At 63.1% G+C, this 19849-nt stretch carries 20 protein-coding genes; 12 read left to right on the forward strand and 8 right to left on the reverse strand.

Annotation, left to right across the window (positions count from 1 at the left end; translation table 11 throughout):
- The first annotated feature begins 2 nt into the window (after positions 1–2).
- The 7 genes from napF to V7S54_RS04330 all read left to right on the forward strand — a co-directional run bounded on the left by napF (position 3) and on the right by V7S54_RS04330 (position 6930).
- On the forward strand, positions 3–509 hold the full coding sequence (gene napF / locus V7S54_RS04300; RefSeq protein ID WP_419178177.1) for a ferredoxin-type protein NapF: 507 nt from the start codon (positions 3–5) through the stop codon (positions 507–509).
- Positions 502–786 (forward strand): chaperone NapD, encoded by a 285-nt coding sequence (locus V7S54_RS04305; RefSeq protein WP_065376252.1) that lies wholly within the window; start codon positions 502–504, stop codon positions 784–786. The genes napF and V7S54_RS04305 overlap by 8 nt, the downstream gene beginning before the upstream one ends.
- Positions 783–3290 carry a periplasmic nitrate reductase subunit alpha gene (gene napA, locus V7S54_RS04310; RefSeq protein ID WP_336409487.1) on the forward strand — a complete coding sequence of 836 codons (2508 nt, stop codon included), beginning with the start codon at positions 783–785 and terminating at the stop codon, positions 3288–3290. The genes V7S54_RS04305 and napA overlap by 4 nt, the downstream gene beginning before the upstream one ends.
- A 110-nt stretch (positions 3291–3400) precedes the next feature.
- On the forward strand, positions 3401–3856 hold the full coding sequence (locus V7S54_RS04315) for a nitrate reductase cytochrome c-type subunit (RefSeq protein WP_065376250.1): 456 nt from the start codon (positions 3401–3403) through the stop codon (positions 3854–3856).
- Positions 3857–3860: 4 nt separating this feature from the next.
- The gene (locus V7S54_RS04320) at positions 3861–4559 is read left to right on the forward strand and encodes a NapC/NirT family cytochrome c (RefSeq protein ID WP_065376249.1); all 699 of its coding nucleotides are present in this window, start codon (positions 3861–3863) and stop codon (positions 4557–4559) included.
- Positions 4560–5130: 571 nt separating this feature from the next.
- Positions 5131–5553, forward strand: a complete 423-nt coding sequence (locus V7S54_RS04325; protein ID WP_065376248.1) for a YciI family protein — start codon at positions 5131–5133, stop codon at positions 5551–5553.
- A 528-nt stretch (positions 5554–6081) separates the two neighbouring features.
- Positions 6082–6930: a hypothetical protein gene (locus tag V7S54_RS04330; protein ID WP_065376247.1), complete on the forward strand. Its 849-nt coding sequence runs from the start codon at positions 6082–6084 to the stop codon at positions 6928–6930.
- Positions 6931–7066: 136 nt separating this feature from the next.
- On the opposite strand, the gene V7S54_RS04335 is transcribed toward V7S54_RS04330, so the two are convergent.
- Positions 7067–7369 carry a hypothetical protein gene (locus V7S54_RS04335; RefSeq protein ID WP_065376246.1) on the reverse strand — a complete coding sequence of 101 codons (303 nt, stop codon included), beginning with the start codon at positions 7367–7369 and terminating at the stop codon, positions 7067–7069.
- A 301-nt stretch (positions 7370–7670) separates the two neighbouring features.
- On the opposite strand from V7S54_RS04335, the gene V7S54_RS04340 reads away from it, so the two are divergent.
- The gene (locus V7S54_RS04340) at positions 7671–9104 is read left to right on the forward strand and encodes a DUF1254 domain-containing protein (RefSeq protein ID WP_065376245.1); all 1434 of its coding nucleotides are present in this window, start codon (positions 7671–7673) and stop codon (positions 9102–9104) included.
- Between the two features lie 152 nt (positions 9105–9256).
- Here V7S54_RS04340 and V7S54_RS04345 read toward each other — a convergent pair whose 3' ends face one another.
- Positions 9257–9613, reverse strand: a complete 357-nt coding sequence (locus V7S54_RS04345; RefSeq protein WP_065376244.1) for an antibiotic biosynthesis monooxygenase — start codon at positions 9611–9613, stop codon at positions 9257–9259.
- Between the two features lie 125 nt (positions 9614–9738).
- Between V7S54_RS04345 and V7S54_RS04350 the strand changes: the two genes are divergently transcribed.
- Positions 9739–10626, forward strand: coding sequence for a LysR family transcriptional regulator (locus V7S54_RS04350; RefSeq protein WP_065376243.1), 888 nt, complete (start codon positions 9739–9741; stop codon positions 10624–10626).
- A gap of 112 nt (positions 10627–10738) precedes the next feature.
- Positions 10739–11509 (forward strand): adenylate/guanylate cyclase domain-containing protein, encoded by a 771-nt coding sequence (locus tag V7S54_RS04355; protein ID WP_065376242.1) that lies wholly within the window; start codon positions 10739–10741, stop codon positions 11507–11509.
- 3 nt (positions 11510–11512) lie between these two features.
- Here the strand turns inward: V7S54_RS04355 and V7S54_RS04360 are convergent, their stop codons facing one another.
- Complete coding sequence (locus tag V7S54_RS04360) at positions 11513–12079, reverse strand: hypothetical protein (protein WP_065376241.1); 567 nt, start codon at positions 12077–12079, stop codon at positions 11513–11515.
- A gap of 404 nt (positions 12080–12483) precedes the next feature.
- Between V7S54_RS04360 and V7S54_RS04365 the strand changes: the two genes are divergently transcribed.
- Complete coding sequence (locus V7S54_RS04365) at positions 12484–14016, forward strand: sensor histidine kinase (RefSeq protein ID WP_234793166.1); 1533 nt, start codon at positions 12484–12486, stop codon at positions 14014–14016.
- A 74-nt stretch (positions 14017–14090) separates the two neighbouring features.
- On the opposite strand, the gene V7S54_RS04370 is transcribed toward V7S54_RS04365, so the two are convergent.
- Positions 14091–14609 carry a GNAT family N-acetyltransferase gene (locus V7S54_RS04370; RefSeq protein ID WP_065376239.1) on the reverse strand — a complete coding sequence of 173 codons (519 nt, stop codon included), beginning with the start codon at positions 14607–14609 and terminating at the stop codon, positions 14091–14093.
- A 466-nt stretch (positions 14610–15075) separates the two neighbouring features.
- Between V7S54_RS04370 and V7S54_RS04375 the strand changes: the two genes are divergently transcribed.
- Positions 15076–16272: a TCR/Tet family MFS transporter gene (locus tag V7S54_RS04375; RefSeq protein WP_065376238.1), complete on the forward strand. Its 1197-nt coding sequence runs from the start codon at positions 15076–15078 to the stop codon at positions 16270–16272.
- A 79-nt stretch (positions 16273–16351) separates the two neighbouring features.
- Here V7S54_RS04375 and V7S54_RS04380 read toward each other — a convergent pair whose 3' ends face one another.
- The 4 genes from V7S54_RS04380 to V7S54_RS04395 form a co-directional block, all read right to left on the reverse strand.
- Positions 16352–16798 (reverse strand): GNAT family N-acetyltransferase, encoded by a 447-nt coding sequence (locus V7S54_RS04380; RefSeq protein ID WP_065376237.1) that lies wholly within the window; start codon positions 16796–16798, stop codon positions 16352–16354.
- Positions 16799–17274: 476 nt separating this feature from the next.
- Positions 17275–17964 carry an RES family NAD+ phosphorylase gene (locus V7S54_RS04385; RefSeq protein WP_083203778.1) on the reverse strand — a complete coding sequence of 230 codons (690 nt, stop codon included), beginning with the start codon at positions 17962–17964 and terminating at the stop codon, positions 17275–17277.
- The gene (locus tag V7S54_RS04390; RefSeq protein WP_065376236.1) at positions 17961–18365 is read right to left on the reverse strand and encodes an antitoxin Xre-like helix-turn-helix domain-containing protein; all 405 of its coding nucleotides are present in this window, start codon (positions 18363–18365) and stop codon (positions 17961–17963) included. Before V7S54_RS04390 ends, V7S54_RS04385 begins: the two co-directional genes overlap by 4 nt.
- Positions 18366–18760: 395 nt before the next feature.
- Positions 18761–19810 (reverse strand): aldo/keto reductase, encoded by a 1050-nt coding sequence (locus tag V7S54_RS04395; RefSeq protein WP_065376235.1) that lies wholly within the window; start codon positions 19808–19810, stop codon positions 18761–18763.
- Positions 19811–19849: the final 39 nt, after the last annotated feature.

The following is a 19849-nucleotide window of genomic DNA, read 5'->3' on the forward strand; positions in this document are numbered from 1 at the left end:
GGTTGGCCATGGGCATCGAACCTCTTTCCCGCCGTGAACTCTTTACCGGCCGCGCCGCCGCAAAGCCCGTCCGCATCCGGCCGCCCGGTGTTTCGGAGGCAAGCCTTGCGGCCTGCACCGGCTGCGGCGCCTGCGGGGAACGATGTCCCACCGGCATAATCCGTCTCGCCGACGGTCTCCCCTTCGTCGACTTCGCGCACGGCGAATGCACCTTTTGCGGTGCCTGTGCGGACGCCTGTCCTGAGCCGGTGTTCGAGGCGAAGGATATCAGGCGCTTCCCCCATGTCGCTGCGATCACCGACACGTGCCTGGCGCGCCGCAATGTCGCCTGCCAGTCCTGCGGCGAAAGCTGTCCCGAGCAGGCCATTCGCTTTCGCCCGCGCATCGGCGGGCCGTTCCTGCCTGAGATCAACGAGGCCAGATGCACCGGCTGCGGCGCCTGCCTTGCGGGCTGCCCGGTCAGCGCGATCGCGGTCAAGGCAATGGAAGCGGAGGTGGCTCATGTTTGAGACCGCGGCGGCAAAGGCGGGCACGCCCTATCACATTTCGAGCGCGGTGGTCGCCACGATGCCGCAGAGCACCGAGAGCATCCTTCAGACGCTTCAGGGAATGGAAAACGTCGAAATCCACGGCCACGGCGGCGGCAAGATCGTCATCGTCATCGAAGGCAGAAGCACGGGCCAGCTCGGCGAGTGCCTGACGAAGATCTCGCTGCTTGATGGCGTGATCTCGGCCAATATGGTTTTCGAGCATGTCGAAATGGAAGAGGAAAGGCAGCAGCCATGAGCGGACAACTGACGCGGCGTGACATTCTGAAAGCCCACGCAGCCGGCATCGCCGCCGCCACGGCCGGCATAGCGCTGCCTGCTGCCGCACAGCCGGTGCCGGGCGGTGTCGGTGCGCTGGAGATCAAATGGTCCAAAGCGCCATGCCGCTTCTGCGGCACGGGCTGCGGCGTGATGGTGGGCGTTAAGGAGGGGCAGGTCGTCGCCACCCACGGCGACATGCAGGCGGAGGTCAACCGCGGCCTCAACTGCATCAAGGGCTATTTCCTCTCCAAGATCATGTATGGCAACGACCGGCTGACGACGCCGCTTCTGCGCAAGCGGGGCGGCGCCTACGCCAAGGACGGCGAGTTCGAGCCGGTGAGCTGGGACGAGGCCTTCAACGTGATGGCCGAGCAGGCGAAGAAGGTGCTGAAGGAGAAGGGGCCGACCGCGGTCGGCATGTTCGGCTCCGGCCAGTGGACGATCTTCGAGGGCTATGCGGCGACGAAGCTGATGCGGGCGGGCTTCCGCTCCAACAACCTCGACCCCAATGCCCGCCACTGCATGGCTTCTGCCGCGGTCGCCTTCATGCGCACCTTCGGCATGGACGAGCCGATGGGCTGCTACGACGATTTCGAGAACGCCGATGCCTTCGTGCTCTGGGGCTCGAACATGGCGGAGATGCACCCGATTCTGTGGACGCGCGTCGCTGATCGCCGCCTCGGCCAGCCGCATGTGCGGGTCGCGGTGCTTTCGACCTTCACCCATCGCAGCATGGACCTGGCCGACATCCCGATCGTCTTCAAGCCGGGCACGGATCTGGCGATCCTCAACTATATCGCCAACCACATCATCGAGACTGGCCGCGTCAACGAGGACTTCGTTAGTAAGCACACCAAGTTTGCCCGCGGCGTGACCGACATCGGCTATGGGCTCAGGCCCGACAATCCGGTCGAGGTCAATGCCGCCAACTCCAAGGACCCGGGCAAGACCGAGCCGATGGATTTCGAGGCGTTCAAGGAATTCGTTTCGGAATACACGCTGGAAAAGACCGTCGAACTGACCGGCGTCGAGCCGGAATTCCTGAAGCAGCTTGCCGAGCTCTATGCCGACCCCAGCCGCAAGGTCATGTCGCTCTGGACCATGGGCTTCAACCAGCATGTGCGCGGCGTCTGGGCCAACCAGATGGTCTATAACCTGCACCTCCTGACCGGAAAGATCTCCGAGCCCGGCAACAGCCCGTTCTCGCTGACCGGCCAGCCTTCGGCCTGCGGCACGGCACGCGAGGTCGGCACCTTCGCGCATCGCCTGCCGGCCGACATGGTGGTGACCAATCCCGAGCACCGCAAGCATGCGGAGGAAATCTGGCGCATCCCGCACGGCATCATCCCGGAAAAGCCCGGTTATCACGCCGTGCAGCAAGACCGGATGCTGAAGGACGGCAAGCTCAATTTCTACTGGGTGCAGGTCAACAACAACGTCCAGGCGGGACCCAACACCGCCAACGAGACCTGGCAGGGCTATCGCAACCCGGACAATTTCATCGTCGTTTCCGATGCCTATCCGACGATCACCGCGATGAGCGCCGACCTGATCCTGCCCGCCGCCATGTGGGTGGAGAAGGAGGGCGCCTACGGTAATGCCGAGCGGCGCACCCATGTCTGGCATCAGCTCGTCCAGGCCCCCGGCGAGGCGCGCTCGGATCTCTGGCAGTTGGTGGAATTCTCCAAGCGCTTCGTAACCGACGAGGTGTGGCCGAAGGAGATCCTCGACGCCAGCCCCGAATATCGCGGCAAGACGCTGTTCGAAGTCCTGTTCAAGAACGGCGAAGTCGACCGCTTCCCGATCACCGACGTCAGCGCCGAGTACGACAACAACGAGGCCAAGGACTTCGGCTTCTACATCCAGAAGGGCCTGTTCGAGGAATACGCCAGCTTCGGTCGCGGCCACGGCCATGACCTGGCGCCCTACGACACCTATCACGAGGTACGCGGGCTTCGCTGGCCTGTCGTCAACGGCCAGGAGACGAAGTGGCGCTACCGCGAGGGCTTCGACCCTTACGTGAAGGCGGGCGAGGGCGTGAAATTTTATGGCAACAAGGACGGCAAGGCGATCATCCTCGCCGTGCCCTATGAGCCGCCGGCCGAATCCCCCGACGAGGAATACGACACCTGGCTGGTGACCGGCCGCGTGCTCGAACACTGGCACTCGGGCTCGATGACCATGCGGGTGCCGGAACTCTACAAGGCGTTTCCGGGCGCGCGCGTCTTCATGAATGCCGAGGACGCGCGCAAGCGCGGCATCAACCAGGGCATGGAAGTGCGCATCGTCTCGCGGCGCGGCGAAATCCGCTCGCGCGTCGACATCCGCGGCCGCAACCGCATGCCGCCTGGCGTCATCTTCGTTCCCTGGTTCGACGCCAGCCAGCTCATCAACAAGGTCACTCTCGACGCCACCGATCCCATCTCCAAACAGACGGATTTCAAAAAATGCGCGGTCAAGATCGTTCCCGTCACCCTCTAGGGTTTTCTCGGCTGAAGCGGATTTGCGGAAACGTCCTGTCTCTTTGTTTCGGGGCAGTTCCTCAGGCAAGACCGCTTCGCACCTTTGCTGGCCCGAAGCGGCCCGTCTGGATGGCAATGGCCGCCGGGCTGATGGTGTTCGTCACCACCGCCGCGGTGGCTCAAGTTGCGGAAAAGCTGGTGCCGCAGCTCGAAGGCCCGACGCCGCAAATGGCGACGGAGGAGGCAGCCCCATTGCCGAAATGGGTGGTCGACGACAAGCGCAAGATGCGCGCCTATCCCGACCAGCCGCCGGTCATCCCGCACTCGATCGAGGGCTACGAGCTTTCGGTCAATGCCAACCGCTGCCTTTCCTGCCACAAGCGCGAATTCACCCAGGATTCGGGCGCGCCGATGATCAGCGTCACCCACTACATGACGCGCGACGGGCAGATGATCGCCGACGTTTCACCGCGGCGCTATTTCTGCACGGCCTGCCACGTGCCGCAGGCGGACACCAGCCCGCTGGTGCCGAGCACTTTCAAGGATATGAGCGAGTTGGGTTTCAAGCCGGCCGGAAGCGAGTGACATCATGATCGCATGGATCAGGAAACTTATCCTCTGGGCCTGGCACATCATGGCGACGCCGGCCGGCACGCTGGGCTTGGGCTTCCTCACGCTCGGCGGCTTCATCGGCGGCGTGATGTTCTGGGGCGCCTTCAACACGGCGCTGGAGATCACCAACACCGAGGCGTTCTGCACCTCTTGTCACGAGATGCACGACAACGTCTACCAGGAACTGACGCGCACCATCCACTTCTCCAACCGCTCCGGCGTGCGCGCCACCTGTCCGGATTGCCACGTGCCGCACCAGTGGACCGACAAGATCGCCCGCAAGATGCAGGCGTCGAAGGAAGTCTGGGGCAAGATCTTCGGCACGATCAATACTAGGTCGAAGTTCCTCGAAAAACGGCTGGAGCTGGCCCAGCACGAATGGGCGCGCATGAAGGCCAATGACAGCCTGGAATGCCGCAACTGCCATTCCTCCGTTGCCATGGACCTGCAGAAGCAGACGCAGCGCGCGGCCGAGATCCACACCCGCTATCTGCTCTCCGGCAAGGCCACCTGCATCGACTGCCACAAAGGCATCGCGCATGAGCTGCCCAACATGGAGGGCATCGACCCCGGCTGGAAGATGCCGCCGGAACTCGAGGGCAAGAAGATGGCCAACCAGACGCCGATCGACGACCTGAGGCAGGCGCTGGCGGAACTGCATCAGCCGGTGCAATAGCACGCTGTGGCCGAGGTTTTCGGCCGGAGAAAACGCACGAAGACAGAGGGCCATGCCGGCGCGGCGTGGCCCTTGTGCGTTCATTGGGCAGTGTGACGCCCATCAAGGCCTCCTCGTTCCTGTGCCTGTCACAGGAATCCAGCCGCGCCGCGTCGGCGGCGCGAGAGATTCTCCAGATGTCGAGGGTTGGTGCTCCATCTCCCGCCGTGCCGACGCACGGCGGCTGGATCTCTGTGACGGGCACAGAGATGAGGGTGGAGAGTGCTGCGACCGTCGAGCCAACGGGCATACTCGGATTGGCAGCAATGGACAGGCCGCGCCGTCGCTTTCCGTTCGTTTCCCCGCGTCAATCTTTCTTCAGAAAAAAATTTCCACCCCTGTGTCGGACCCATCGGTGCCCGTTCGTCATTTAGCCAGAGAGGCCAATCTGGCTTCCTCCACCGGAGCGGGATAGGAAAAAAATCCGCGCGGGTCTTTCGCCCGCAAACCGCTCTCACTATCTGGGTTTCACCGCGCCGATACCCCCAGGGGTCGCAACGACCGGGACCGGCGTGACAGAGGAGATTGGACGATGCGCGTAGTGGTTTTTGTAAAGGCGACCGAGGACAGCGAAGCGGGCATCATGCCGACGACCGAGCTCTTGGAAGCCATGGGCAAGTACAATGAGGAACTGGTCAATGCCGGCATCATGCAGGCGGGCGAAGGCTTGCATCCTTCCTCCAGAGGTGCCCGCGTCGCCTTCGACGGGCCTAATCGACTGGTCATCGACGGCCCCTTCGCCGAGACGAAGGAACTGGTGGCCGGCTTCTGGATCTGGACGGTCAAGGACATGGATGAGGCGATCGCCTGGGTCAAGCGCTGCCCGAACCCGATGCCAGGCCCGAGCGAGATCGAAATCCGCCCGGTCTTCGAGATGGAGGATTTCGGCGACGCGGTGACGCCGGAGATCGCCGCGCAGGAAGAGCGCCTGCGCGAGAAGATCGCCAAACAGTAGGGACATCACTCTGCTGACGCTTAAGGGTGGTCTTGCCCCTCTCCTCGGGTTTAACCCGAGGACTAACCCTCTCCCCGCCAAGCGGGGAGAGGGGACGAGCCCGGTTCGCGGCGTTTTCGAACGCGGCCGCAGTCAGGGTCAAACGGGGTTTAGTCGGGGGCAAGCCAATTAGCCCGGAGTGAAACTGTGGCGCTAGTTGTCGAGGCGAGCGGGCGCCACGCGTGCCCTTCTCCCCGCGCGCGGGGAGAAGGTGGCCGGCAGGCCGGATGAGGGGCTTTCCCTCACCGGGCGGATGAGGGGCAAGCCCTCACCGGGCGGATGAGGGGCAAGCCCTCACCGGGCGGATGAGGGGCAGCCGCAAGTGTTGGGCGGTGAGCGGGAAGACAGCAGCCCGCGTGCCGGATGAGCGGCTACCACAGTGTCCGAACCGTGTCGCCGTTAGCGGTCCGCTCTGTCGGTTTCCCGTAGAGATTGTATTAACCATGTTTGGTTACCTATCTTCAGGGGTTTTCCAACTGGAGTGGGGCAATGGTCAGGGCGAGCGGTTTCGTCATTTTTCTTTTTTCAGGTGTTTCGTTCGCGGCCGCTGCCGATATCGACGGCCCGCTGGTCGGGACGCAGGACGCGTACGAAGTGCCGGTGGAGCAAGCATCAGGCGGCATCGTCGGCTACATCGAGGGCTCCTATGGCGCCGGCGTCGATACACCCGGCGATATCGATACGGATGCCTGGGACCTGCGCGGCGCCGTGAACTTCGATGCCGGTGCCGGGCTGAACCTGCAGGTCGATCTCGGCTACACGCGCGCTTCCTACGAGGATGCCGATACCAACAGCTATGACGGCGCGCTGCACGCCTACTACCGCAACGATCTCTATGCGGTCGGCGTCTTCGCGCAAGGCGCGCGCCTCGACCCGGGTATCGGCGTCGACCTCAACGATTACATGGGTGGCCTCGAAGGGGCCTATTTCCTCGATACCTGGACGCTGCATGGCGCGGTCGGCTATGGCCAGGCGAACGTGGAAGACTTCGAGGACATCGACGCCGACCACTATATGGGGGCGCTCGGCGCCCGCATTTACGCGACCGACAACCTGCGCTTCGACGTCGACGGCTCGCTTCATCGCATGAGCGAAAACGACCTGGATTACGATCTGCGCAGCCTGAAGCTGACGGCTAACTACCGGCTGGACGCTTTCCCGGTCACGCTCTTTGCCGGCTACAAATACACCAACGAGGAGCTTTCGGGCCTGAGCGCATCGGTCTCCGGCGACACGAGCACCATCTTCGGGGGCCTGCGCTTCTCCTACGGTTCCGCGACGCTTAAGGAAGAAGAGCGCCTCGGCCCGGTCTGGTCCAGCAACCGCCTGTCGTTCTGATCGGCTGCTTGGCAGTCGCAAAAGCATCTCGTGCTGCCCCGCCAGCCGGGACAGCCGTTGGCCAGGGGATCATTTGGCGAGATCGATCCCGCACGTCGGATGCCGACCGCAAACTTGCTGCCGAAGCCCTCGCGGCTCATTCGCGCGGAGGAGAGCGGTCCGAGTAGCCGATGCACTTGAACGAGAATTGGCCGTGCTCTTCCTCCGTGACCGAGAACCGGGCCTCTTCCCGTTGCCAGAACCGGATATCGGTGATGCTGACCTGAGCCGATACGTTCGGCAAAATGCTGCCGAACTGCATGTCCGTAACCTGATCGAATTGAAGCCGTCTGGCGTGGCCGTCGGGATCGCGGCCGCCGAGCACGATATCGAAATAGAAGGGGTTCTCGCCGGAGCGCTCAAGTTTCAAAGAATCGAGTCTTAGAAGATAAAGGGCCATGCTTCCTCAGGAGCAAACTTTGTGTTGGGGGCTATGAAGGGCTAGCTAGCGGCGGCTCCGCCTGAGTTCGTCGATGTCGTCGATGTCTTCGAGCATCCTCTCTATCAGTCAGCGTTGCGCTGTAGGATCGTGTCTGCTGTGGTTGCGCCAACAAAAGACCACAACGCAAGGTGAAATGAAAGCTTCGAGCAGTCCACATCCGAACACCGGTGCGGCTGTCGGCGCTGCAATGCCTAGTAGCATTTTTTAGTATGTGCTAACCTCTCGTCGCCATGAGGGCAAGAGGGAGGCGAACAAGGACATGACACGTCGTGCCGTCGCTTTGGGAGGCGCTGGCCTGCTCGCAACGGTTTCAACCTTACCTGCGAATGCTCTGGAATCTCCGCTGATCGATCCGGTCGAGGCGGCTGACGAATTCTGGTTGGCGGTGGAGGCCTATATCTACGGCTATCCGCTGGTGACGACGGAAATGACCCGCCGGGTCGTCACCAATGTGGCGCAGCCTGAGGGCAGCAAGGGGCCGATGGGCCACATCATCAAGCTGCGCGAATATCCGAACGCTTCCTTCAAGGACGTGACCGCGCCGAACGCCGATACGCTTTATACGACCGCCTTCGTCGACGTGGGCAAGGAGCCCTGGGTATTGTCGATCCCGGACATGAAGGATCGCTTCTTCCTGTTTCCGATGCTCGACGGCTGGACGACGGTGTTTCAGGTGCCGGGCAAGCGGACGACCGGCGACGGGGCGCAGTCCTACGCGATCACCGGGCCCGGCTGGCAGGGCACCATTCCCGACGGCGTGACCGAATACAAGTCGGCAACGAGCATCGTCTGGTTCCTCGGTCGCATCTATTGCGATGGCTCGCCCGAGGACTATGCGGCGGTTCACGCGCTGCAGGATCAGTGCAAGCTCTCGCCGCTCAGCGCCTACGGCAAGGACTGGACGCCGCCGGCGGGCAAGATCGACCCGACCATCGACATGAAGACGGCGGTGCGCGAACAGGTCAACCGCATGGACGCGGTCGAGTACTTCACTTTGCTCTGCGACCTGATGAAGACCAATCCGCCGACGGCTGCGGATGCGGAAGCGGTCGCCAAGTTCGCCGATATCGGCATCGTACCCGGCAAGGATTTCGACAAGAGCAAGCTGGATGCTGCTTTCGTCTCGCGCATTCCCGCCATGGCGTTCCATCGCATCATGCTGCATTTCAAGTTCAGCGATGGTGACATCCAGGACATCAATGGCTGGGGCTTTACCACCAAGACCGGCATCTACGGCACGGGCTATCTGCAGCGTGCACTGATCACGGCGATCGGTCTCGGTGCCAATCGTCCCCAGGATGCGATCTATCCGACGTCGCTGAAATCCAAGGACGGCCTTTTCTCCCGCGCCTATCACGGCGCCAACAAATACGTCATCACCTTTCCGAAGGGGCAATTGCCGCCGGTGCGCGGTTTCTGGTCGATCACCATGTATGACGAGAACTACTTCTTCGTCGACAATCCGATCAATCGCTATTCGATCAGCGCCCGCCAGAAGCTCAAGACGAACCCGGACGGATCGACGGAGATCTACATCCAGAACGAAACGCCCGGAGCAGACATGGAGAACAACTGGCTGCCCGCGCCTAAGGGCAAGTTCATCCTGATGATGCGGCTCTACTGGCCCGACGACAGCCCGCCCTCCATTCTCGACGGCTCCTGGGGCATCCCGCCGGTCAAGAAGGCGGGATGACATCTGCGACCTGCCCGGCGTCTTCACGCGAAGGCGCCGGGACTACAGCGCCGCGCGTCTTATCAGACGCGCAAAGGTCGCTGTAGTACTTTGAATTGCTGCATGTTTTTGTCCTTTAATCGGGTACGATCAAAGGAAACATGCAGCAGCGGTCAGGCCACGGATACGCGCTTCGGCAGGACGAGATCGCCGACCGAGTAGGTGTGAAACTCGCTCCGGGAGACCTCATCCAGCTTGCGGAACTTCTCCACGAACACCGGGTCGGAGAAGAACTCACCGACATTTCCGGTTCCCTGGATTGCCTCGACATTGACGACGGTCTCACCGTCGGTGCTCTTCGACAGGGTGCTCCACAAAAAGCCTTCCTTCCGTTCGGCTACATAGTGCACGACATCCTGGATGACCGCGAAGGCTTCTTCCTGCTTGCCGGGATGGGCGTGGATGACATTGACGACAAAGGTCGTCGGAACGGGGGACGCCGAGAAAGTGGGAGTAGGGATCGTTGTCATGGTTCTCTCCATTTGAACATCGCAGCGCATCGACCGCGACGACATCTGGATATCGAGGGAGAAATAGCGGATAAACGAGCGGGTATTCGCATCACTTCGGAAAGTAACTCCGCAATCGGCAGACGATGGACAAGCTCGGAACGCTCAGCATTTTCATTCAGGTCGCAGAGGCAGGCAGTTTCGTGGCCGCCGGCCATCGGCTCGGCCTTTCGGGTTCTGCGGTCGGCAAGGCTATCGCGCGGCTCGAAGACGAGATGGGCGTGCGTCTCTTCAATCGGTCGACGAGAAGCATGGCGCTGACCGAGGACGGGAGCTTCTTTCTCGACACCTGTCGCCGCATCCAATCCGAATTCGAGGCCGCCCAGGCGCAGCTGTCGCGGTCGCACGCGACACCGCGCGGGCAGCTCCGTGTCAGCCTGCCCTTGGCCGGCATGCTCCTGATGCCGACCATAGCGGATTTCATGAGAGCCTACCCGTTGATCAACCTCGACCTCGATTTCACCGATCGGCTGGTCGACGTTATCGAAGAGGGCTTCGATGCCGTCATCCGAACGGGCGAGGTCAAGGATACGCGCCTCATGAGCCGCAAGCTCGGGACGTTCCGGCACAGGATCGTCGCGGCGCCGGAATATCTCGCCGCGCACGGTCGACCGAAGGTGCCGGAAGACCTGCTCGGGCATCGCTGCCTCCATCACCGGTACGCGAACTCCGGTCGCCTCGAACCCTGGCCGCTCGTTCGTGACGGGCGCGAGGTCAAGCTCGACCTGCCCGTGACCACGGTTGCGAGCACACTCGAGCCCTTGATCTTCCTGGCGGAGCGATCCTTCGGCATCACCTGTCTGCCCCCGTTCGCCGTGTCGTCGGAACTGGCGGAAGGCAAGCTGGTATCGCTGCTGGACGATTGCCTTCGCGAAACGGGCACATTCCGCGTGCTGTGGCCGACCAATCGATATCTCTCGCCAAAGGTCCGTGCCTTCGTCGACTTCATGGCCGCGAACCTGTTTGCCGAGTGACGGCCGCGCCGCACGGCAGGCGCCTTGTGTTATTCCAGCCGTTGCTAAAGCGCGACAAATGACAGAAGCTCCGTCTACGCCCCTTTGGCCATGTGAGCCGGAGATGCAGACCATGACTGAAGCCTCTACCATGCAGCCGGCCCATCGCGGCGACGCCAGGATCTGCCGGGGATGCTGGGACCAGATGCATATGCCGATCCCCATTCGCGGGCCGCTGGCGCTGCCGTTTCGTGCCTTTGGCATCACGCGCAGCAAGATGAACCCGAACATCTGCACGATCTGCGAGCGCTCCTTCCGTTACGTCAAGAAGCAGAGTCACGTGGCGGCAAGCGCGACCATTCTCTTTGCCGACATCCGCGGCTTCACCCATTTGTCCGAGCGCATCGAGCGTGTCCGGCTCAGCGAAATCGTCAGCTTGTTTCAGGATCGCTGCGCCGAGGCGATCTGGGCGCATGATGGCATCGTCAACAAACAGATGGGCGACGGCCTGATGGCGATCTTCAATTTTCCCATTATCAGGAAGGACCACGCGGAAGCCGCGATCCGGGCGGCGCTCGATATCCAGCGGCTTTGCGCGCAAGCGCTCGGCAGCCTGGACCTCGACGGGCTGGGTGAGCAACCGCTCGGCGTCGGCGTCGGCATCCACTCCGGCGAGGTCGAGATCGGCGAGTTCTCGAGCTTCCGCAGCGATTTCACCGCGATCGGCGGCACGGTCAACCTGGCGTCCCGGCTCGAATCCCAGGCCGAGGCGGGTGAAATCCTGATCTCCGAGGAAACCGCGGGTGAGGCCGGGGAACTGGCGTCAGGTGCTGCGACGCGGCTCCTGAGGCTGAAGGGGATCGATCAGCCGGTTGTGGCACGGGTCATCGCAAATCAAGGCTGAGGCTCAATTGACCTTCCTGACGTCGGTGGCGATGAGACCCCATTGCCAGCCGCGCCCGCTGATCGCCACCCGATCTCGGGGCCAAAGACTGTTTCGCAGCTCGGAAGAATACCCGCAGAGTTGATCTGCCGGAAACGGCGGCTCGATGAGTTCGATGGCGTTCCAGCATTTTCTGGACCGGGCCGTCGAGGCGACTGTGTATATGCGCTCGACGTGATCGCCCGCGACCAAGGCGCCGGCCATCGGAACGCCCATCGTTACGACGATGTATCCCATCGCAAAACCCAGGAATGGCACGATGGTGACAAACAAGGCTGTCTTTGGATCGCCGTACGCATAGTTGTTGGAATCCGGGCTGGTCGCGACCGCCGCCAGGATCAGCGCGGCGCCGACAGCACCGCCGATCAAGGCGGCTGTCCGGCTCAACTCCATCCATTCGGGCGAGGGGATATAGAGGTATCCAACAAACGCTCCAAACATAGGGAGTGCCAGGAGCAAGAAGCAGGCTCCGACGAGATAACGCAGAAGCTTGGCGAGGAGTGGCTGTTTCGCGCGCTCAGGTGCGTCCATAAGAGGTTCCGGGCAGGGGGTTGAGTTCGGCGGGGTGTAACCGTGCGATTGCGGACACTTGCCAAGCCGTCCCTCACCATCCGGTGTTCAAGGCATAGGGTATTTTTGGTTGCGCTTCAAGAACGGCGCAACGGTCGGTTTCTTGAGGTCCGGTGAACTCTCTGACCGTTCGTCGATGTGTGCGGCTGCAGCGAGGCGTCTTCCTTATCCGCCAAGGGCAGGCCGAAATGGTGTATAGAGGGAGATTGCACTGAGGCGATAGGAGCGAGCCCGGAGCAAGCTGCCAGCAGTTGGCGCGGATTTGCGCGACAGCGTCCTTTGCACGGCTGCCGCTGCGCCATTGGGTGTCTCGTCGGGAAGGGAGCGCCTCGATGACCATTGCGCACCATCAAGGCCCGGAACAGATGAAGGCCGAGCTGGAAGACAGCGAGCGGCTGCAGGCCATCAGCCTCGAACTGATCAAGGACGGGCGACCGCAGGCCGTCTACGAGACCATTTTGGATGGTGCGGCCGCCATCATGCGTTCGCAATTCGCCAGCCTGCAGATGCTGGATGCCGACCGAGGCGCAGCTGGAGAGCTGCGCCTGCTTTCCCATCGCGGCTTCAGCGACGAGGCCGCGCAATTCTGGCAATGGGTCAGCATGGACCAGGCTTCCACCTGCGCGCTCGCCCTTCGCACCGGGCGGCGCGTCGTCGTTTCGGACGTAGAAACCGCTGCGTTCATGCAAGGTACGGCGGATCTGGCCCATTACCGGCAGAGCGGGATCCGCGCCGTCCAGACCACGCCGCTCCATTCCCGCGTCGGAACGCTCATCGGGATGTTTTCGACCCATTGGGCGCATGTGCACCGACCGAAGGAGCGGGAACTGCGTCTCCTCGACGTGCTGGCGCGACAGGCCGCCGACCTTATCGAGCGCGAGAAGACGGAGACGGCGCTTCGGGCGAGCGAGGAACGGTTGCGGACGGCGGTGGAGGTCGGCGGTCTTGGGCTCTGGGACTGGAATGTCCTGACCGGAGAGGTGCACTGGAGCAACGAGTATTTTCGCATGCTGGGTTACGGGGTGGACGAGGTGACGCCCAGCTATGAAAACTGGTCCGCGCGCATCCACCCGGATGACCGGGCGGAGACCGAGGCCTTGCTGCAGCACGCGCGGGAGGCCCGCACAGAGTTCGTCACGGAGTTTCGCACACTGCATCCGAATGGCGCCGTTCGCTGGCTGCAAGGCCGCGGCCGTTTCTTCTACGATGAACGTGGGCAGGCGATCCGCATGGTGGGCGCGATGACCGACACCACCGAGCGGCGGCAATGGGAAGACCGCCAGAGGGCGCTCGTCGCCGAGCTGCAGCACCGCACGCGAAACCTCATGGCGGTCGTCCGGGCCGTTGCCGAAACCACCGCCCGCAGAGCCAGGGACCTGCCGGATTTCAGCGCGCATTTTCGCAGTCGCCTGTCGGCGCTGGCCAGAGTTCAGGGCCTGTTGTCGCGCCTGGCCGACCAGCAGCGGGTCACCTTCGATGAGCTGCTCCGGGCAGAACTGGCGGCGGTGGATGCGGATATGGGCCGCGTGCGGCTGGATGGTCCCAGCGGCGTGAAGCTGCGTTCGTCGACGGTGCAAACGCTGACCATGGCCCTGCATGAACTGGCCAACAACGCTGTCCAATACGGCGCCCTGGGGCAGGCCGGTGCAGCACTTTCCGTTCGCTGGCATGTCGAGGCCGGGCAGGATCAAAAGCTCTGGCTTCACATCGACTGGCACGAAAGCGGCGTGCGCATGCCGCCGGCAGCCGGTGCCGGCGAGGGCATCGGGCATGGGCGCGAACTGATCGAGCGGGCGCTGCCCTACCAGCTTGAGGCAAGAACGCGCTTCACCCTTGGGTCGGATGGCCTGCGCTGCACCATCTCCATGCCGGTCTCCGAGCTCAACACCGCACGATGAGGCAGGCTTCGGCCCCGTTCTGCAACCTTGCTCACCCACCGCGCGTGGGTGAGGGCTCGCGAGGGGGGACGCGACTAGCCCGCCAGAGGGGCTTCCATGAAGATGAGATGGTTGCTCAGTTCAGGAGGTGCTTTGTAGTAGGGTGCGATCTCCTCAAATCCAAGGGAGCGGTAGAGGTTTAGCGCCTCATCGTGGTTGCGGCCGGTATCCAGCCGCATGGCGCTATAGCCTCGCTCAGCAGCCACGCGCACGAGGGCCTCAGCGAGACGGCGGCCCAGCCCCAGGCCTCGGCCCTCGGGGCTGATGAACATGCGCTTCATCTCGCATGTACGTTCGTCGATCCGCTGCATCATCACACAGCCGACCACCTTTCCGTTCAGGCGGGCAACAAGAATCTCCCCATCTGGAGGCGAGTGGATCTTCGGCAGGCTGTCCAGAAGTGCGGCCCATTGTTCCGGCGTGTAGTACCGGTCGACGAACCAGGCGTTTTCGCCATAGCGCGATCGGCACCAGTCGAGGAAGCCGTTGCACAAGGACCGAATGGCAGGAAAGTCGTCAGCTCCGGCCGGGCCGATCTCGGAGTTCTGTTCCATCGCTGCGCTCCACGCATGAATTCTGCATCGGAAAGCGGGCACTCCGTCCCGAGTTCCGCGGCCACCGAAGGGAGGCCACAGTCGAGGCGGGCTGAACGAATTATCCGCTCTGACGAATGTCGTGGTTTCTGCCCCAACTGTAGTCGAAAAAGGTGTTGTTGACTATTTGCCGGTGCTGAGCGCGGCGCGCTTCTGCTTCCGCAAAAACGTGGGGCTTGCCGCGTCCCGCCATCCGGTGTTAATTGCCTGCAATCGCGAAAAGCGACTGCTTCCCTTGATCCGCTCAGTGGCGGAGTAAACAGGTGGACGAATCCACGTCCAGGCAGTCAAGCACACGCCATCCCTGCCGTTTGAGCACGGATCGGCCAGCGTTTCCCAAAACTCATCGCCTGCATCGTCAGGTCACCCAATCGCAAGGCATCGGCGCCTGTTGGCGTGTGCGTGCTTGCGTTGATCGGAACGCATCATGAAGAAATCCCTCATCGTCATTTTCACTGCCATTGTGCTCGATGCCGTGGGTATCGGCCTCATCTTTCCCATCCTGCCTTCGCTGCTGAAGGAGGTGACCCATGCCGACAACGTGGCGCCCTATATCGGCACGATGACCGCGGCCTACGCGGTCATGCAGTTCATCTTCGCACCGGTACTGGGTGCGCTCAGCGACCGGCTGGGCCGCCGGCCCGTGCTCTTGATCTCGCTCGCCGGTGCTGCGGTCAACTATCTGTTCCTCGCCTTTGCGCCCAATCTCTGGATGCTCTTTGCCGGCCGTGCGATCGCCGGGCTGACGAGCGCCAACATGTCGGTCGCAACCGCCTACCTCACCGACATCACGCCCGAGGACAAGCGTGCGAAGCGCTTCGGCCTGTTCAACGCCATGTTCGGCATCGGCTTCATCATCGGCCCGGTTCTCGGCGGCGTGCTCGGCGACCACTGGCTGCGCTCGCCCTTCATCGCCGCGGCGGTGCTGAACGGCTGCAATTTGGCTCTGGCATATTTCGTGCTGCCCGAGTCACGCACACCGAGCCGCGAGAAGGTCGACCTTGCCGCGCTCAACCCGCTTCGGCCGCTGCGTTGGGTGTTCTCGGTGAAGAGCGTGCTGCCGATCGTCTTTCTCTTCCTGATCTTCAGCGCCACGGGCGAGGCCTATGGCACCTGCTGGGCGCTCTGGGGCAACGAGACGTTCCAGTGGAACGGGTTCTGGATCGGCCTGTCGCTCGGCGCCTTTGGCGTCTGCCAGACGTTTGCCCAGGCGTTTCTTCCGGGACCGGCCGTAAAACTCTTCGGCGAGCGCGGCGCCATTCTGGTGGGCGTCGCCGGCGTCTGCCTTGCCCTGACGGTCATGGCCTTTGCAACCGAGGGCTGGATGATCTTCGCGATCATGCCGGTCTTTGCACTCGGCGGCATCGGCGTGCCGGCGCTGCAATCGCTCGCGACCCGGCAGGTCGACGAGAGCCAGCAGGGCCAGTTCCAGGGCGTGCTGGCCTCGGCCGTGAGCCTTGCATCGATCATCAGTCCGCTCGCGTTTTCGAGCATCTACTTCGTCGTTCGCGCCCAATGGCCGGGCGCGATCTGGCTTTCGGTCGTCGTCGTCTATGCGCTGGCCGGACTGCTGGTTCTCGGCCTGCGCCTGACGAAACCGGTGGCGGCTCCGGCCGCGTTGTAGCGCGGCGCGGGCAGGTCATGTGAATGCGGATGGGATCGCAATGATCCCATCCGCTCCCGAGCGGGACGATGCCCCGGGGCTATTTCGATGTGCGATCGAGCCGCATCACCTTCTCCTCGCCCAGCATCATGCCGGTCTCGCGGAAACCGAAGCGGTGATAAAGGGCGTGGGCACGGGTGTTTTCCGGGTAGACGCCGAGATAGATGTCGCCGCAGCCGGGGATGCCGGCCATATGTTCCAGCAGGGCGGCAAGCGCCTTTTCGCCATAGCCCTTGCCCTGATGGCCGGCGTCGATCATCAGGCGGTAGATCCAATGATTGCCGTCATCCGGATCGAGCGCATACATCGCGAAGCCGACGGGGGCGCCTTCGACCATCACGGCAAACCCGACGCATTCGGGGCGTTCGGCGAGTTCTTCCAGCGACTCCTCGTTGCTGGCGATGAAATCCATCTGGTTTTCATGCACGTCCAGTTTTCGGATGACGTCGGGATCGACGGCATCGACGGGTAGAAGCGTTATCGTCATTCGTTTCCTCATGTTTGACGCTCCTTGCCGGCATCCGGCGCGGCGCTCGCAGCGCGCCCCTCATACGCGCGGTGAGGATTGCCCCTCATCCGCCTGCCGGCACCTTCTCCCCGCCTGCGGGGAGAAGGGACGCTGTGGCGCTTGCCTGTGTCCATCTCCAGCGTTTGCAGGTCGGGCCATCCTGTCTGGTCGCAGCCATCAACGGGCTACGGCGAGGCGGGACGCTTACCGTTTTCCCTCTCCCCGCCTGCGGGGAGAGGGGGAGGGTGAGGGGCAGTTTCTTGGCGGCTGCGTGGCGCGTGTTCCGCCGGGCAAAGGCGTCAATAACAATTTGATTTATAAGTTGTTTCTATTCAGGCCGAATCCGGCCCCGGCAAGTCCAGCGCGGGAATCCGGAAAGGCGAGCCCTTGTCGGGGAGGCGCATTGCGGGAACATTGCGGGGCCGCTCTCGGCGCTTTCGTCGGTTCCTGCCGGATCAAGCCTCATCCAGAATGCGCGGCTCGGGCACGCCGGTCCATTCGAAGGTGATGGTGCGGCCCTGGCGAATGTTCTGGATGACGGCGGGACGGAAGACGGCGAGGCATTCGCCCTCGGGGTCGCGGGCAGACGGGTAGATCAGGCCGTTGCCGCCTTCCGCCAGAATGGTGGCAGCGAGCGCCTGGCCGGCGGGGTAGGCGACCGACGTATCGGCATCGAGATAGGCGGCTCCCTTTTCTCCACGCGCATCATGAAAGCGGCAGGTGAAGCCGGCGATCAGCTCGCGGTAGCGGCCGATGTCGTGAAAGCTGCCGGCTTCGCTGAGCGCCCGGGTGCGGTGATAGACGATTTCCGCCTGACAGGTTTGAAGCGCGCGCGGGCCGAAGGCGCAATACCAGGCGCCGCGCTCCTCGCCGTTGAAGCGGTTGCCGGGCGGGCGCGCGTGGCAGAAGGCGGCATTGATCAGCGACCAGCCGTAGCCGAAGGTCTCGTTCAGCAGTTCGGCCGGATCGACACCGACTGGCAAGGCGAGGGGGCTGAGGCGCGCCGAGGTCATCGCCTCCAGCCGGTTGAGGATTTCGATCTCGTCGTCATCGTCGGCGAGCGGCTTGACGGCGGGCTCGTCGATATAGGCGGTCGAGATCAGCCGGACGGTCGCCGGTTCGTTGAAGTCAATCTCTGATATCATAGGCCGCCGCGCAGGCCGTCGAGGTAGCGCCGCACCTTCAGCATCACCGGAATGCCGCCCTCGATCATCAGATCGACGGGCGAGTGGCCATTGAAGAGCGGACCTGAATTGACCGCCTTCGGCCATTGATAGGTGAGCGGACCGTTGAAGAAGAGGCGCAGACCCTTGAAGATGCCGACGATCAGGCTCGCGCGCATGCGCTTGTCCTGGTCGAGCCTGCCCTTGAAGTCACCCGCCTTCATCCGGTTCCAGGTGGCGATCGGCACGTCGAACAGCTGGGCCGCTTCCCTGTTGGTAAGGTTCCAGAGATCGCAGGCTTTGACCACGGCCTTGACGATGACAGCCTCTTCCTGTCGGGCCGTTTGCCGATCAGGGGCGAAAGCCGGTTGAGGGCTGGACATCGTCGTCTCCTATGGAGTGTCTGTTCGTATCATATGATATAAAATGGGTGAGTTGGGCCGGAAGTCAAGGGGTGTTGGCAGCGTTTCCTGTGCAGGCTTTGCTGCCGGCGGATGCGCTTTGGCCTTGTCTGTGTGCGTGCCTCCGTCGTGCCCCGCCTCTCTGTGGCTTTGCCCCTCACCCTAACCCTCTCCCCGCAGGCGGGGAGAGGGGACGAGCCCGGTTCGCAGCGTTGTCGAACGGAGCCGTAGTCAGGCGGAAATTTGAGCGTGTCTATTGTTGAGGCGAGCGGGTGCCGCGAGTCTCCTTCGCCCCGCTTGCGGGGAGAAGGTGGCCGGCAGGCCGGATGAGGGGCAGCGGCAAGGCAGGCCTGAAAAGAGAAGGAGCGCTCTCCCCGCTACAGATGCGGCCCCAGCAGCGACAGGTCCGCTTCGCCGAGCCGGTCCTTGGCGCTCCGGAGCTGGTGCCAGTAGGGATAGATTACCGGCGGCAGGCTGACGGCGTCGAGCAGTTCCTTTTCCTCGTCGGAAAGCTTCAGGCCGGCGGCGGCGAGGTTGTCGCGGAACTGTGCCTCCGTGCGGCCGCCGATGATGACTGATGTGACGCCCTTGCGGCCGATCAGCCAGGCGAGCGCGACCTGCGCCGGCGAGACGCCGCGCTCGCCTGATATCGCCACCAGCATGTCGACGATCTTCCACAGCCGCTCCTCGTCGCGGATCGGCGGCTCGTTCCATCCGGCGAGTTGGCGCGTTCCCTCTGGCGTCTCGCCCCGCCGGTGCTTGCCCGAGAGCAGGCCGCCTGCAAGCGGGCTCCAGACGAGCACGCCAAGGCCCTGGTCGATCGAGATCGGCATCAGCTCGTATTCTGCCTCGCGGGCCTCCAGCGTGTAGTGGATCTGCTGGCTGACGAAGCGCTGCCGGCCCTCGAGCGCGCTGATGCCGAGCGCCTTCATGATGTGCCAGCCGGAATAGTTGGAGCAGCCGATGTAGCGGACCTTGCCGCTCCGAACGAGGCTGTCGAGCGCTTCCATCGTCTCTTCGAGCGGCGTCTGGCCGTCCCATTCATGCACCTGATAGAGATCGATGACGTCGGTCTTCAGCCGCTTCAGGCTCGCCTCGCAGGCGGCGATCAGATGGTGGCGCGAGAGCCCGCCGTCGTTCGGTCCGGGCCCCATGGAGAAGCGCGCCTTGGTGGCGATGAGCACGCCGTTCTTGCGCTTGCCGCCAAGCACCTCGCCGATGATCTCCTCTGAGTAGCCGGTCGAGTAGATATCGGCGGTGTCGATCAGGTTGACGCCGGCATCGAGGCAGAGATCGACATAGCGGCGGGCGTCCTTGAGGCCGACATTGCCGACCTCGGCGAACTTGCCGCGGCCACCGATCGTCATCGTGCCCATGGTGATAACAGAGATTTTCAGGCCGGAGCGGCCGAGCAGCCGGTATTCCATGGTCTCGGATCCTTTGCTGATGCGCTGGGAAAGGAACGA

Origin of the sequence: Ensifer sp. CCNWLY38 (genome assembly GCF_037120565.1) — a bacterium.
Classification (GTDB): Bacteria; Pseudomonadota; Alphaproteobacteria; order Rhizobiales; family Rhizobiaceae; genus Ensifer; species Ensifer adhaerens_H.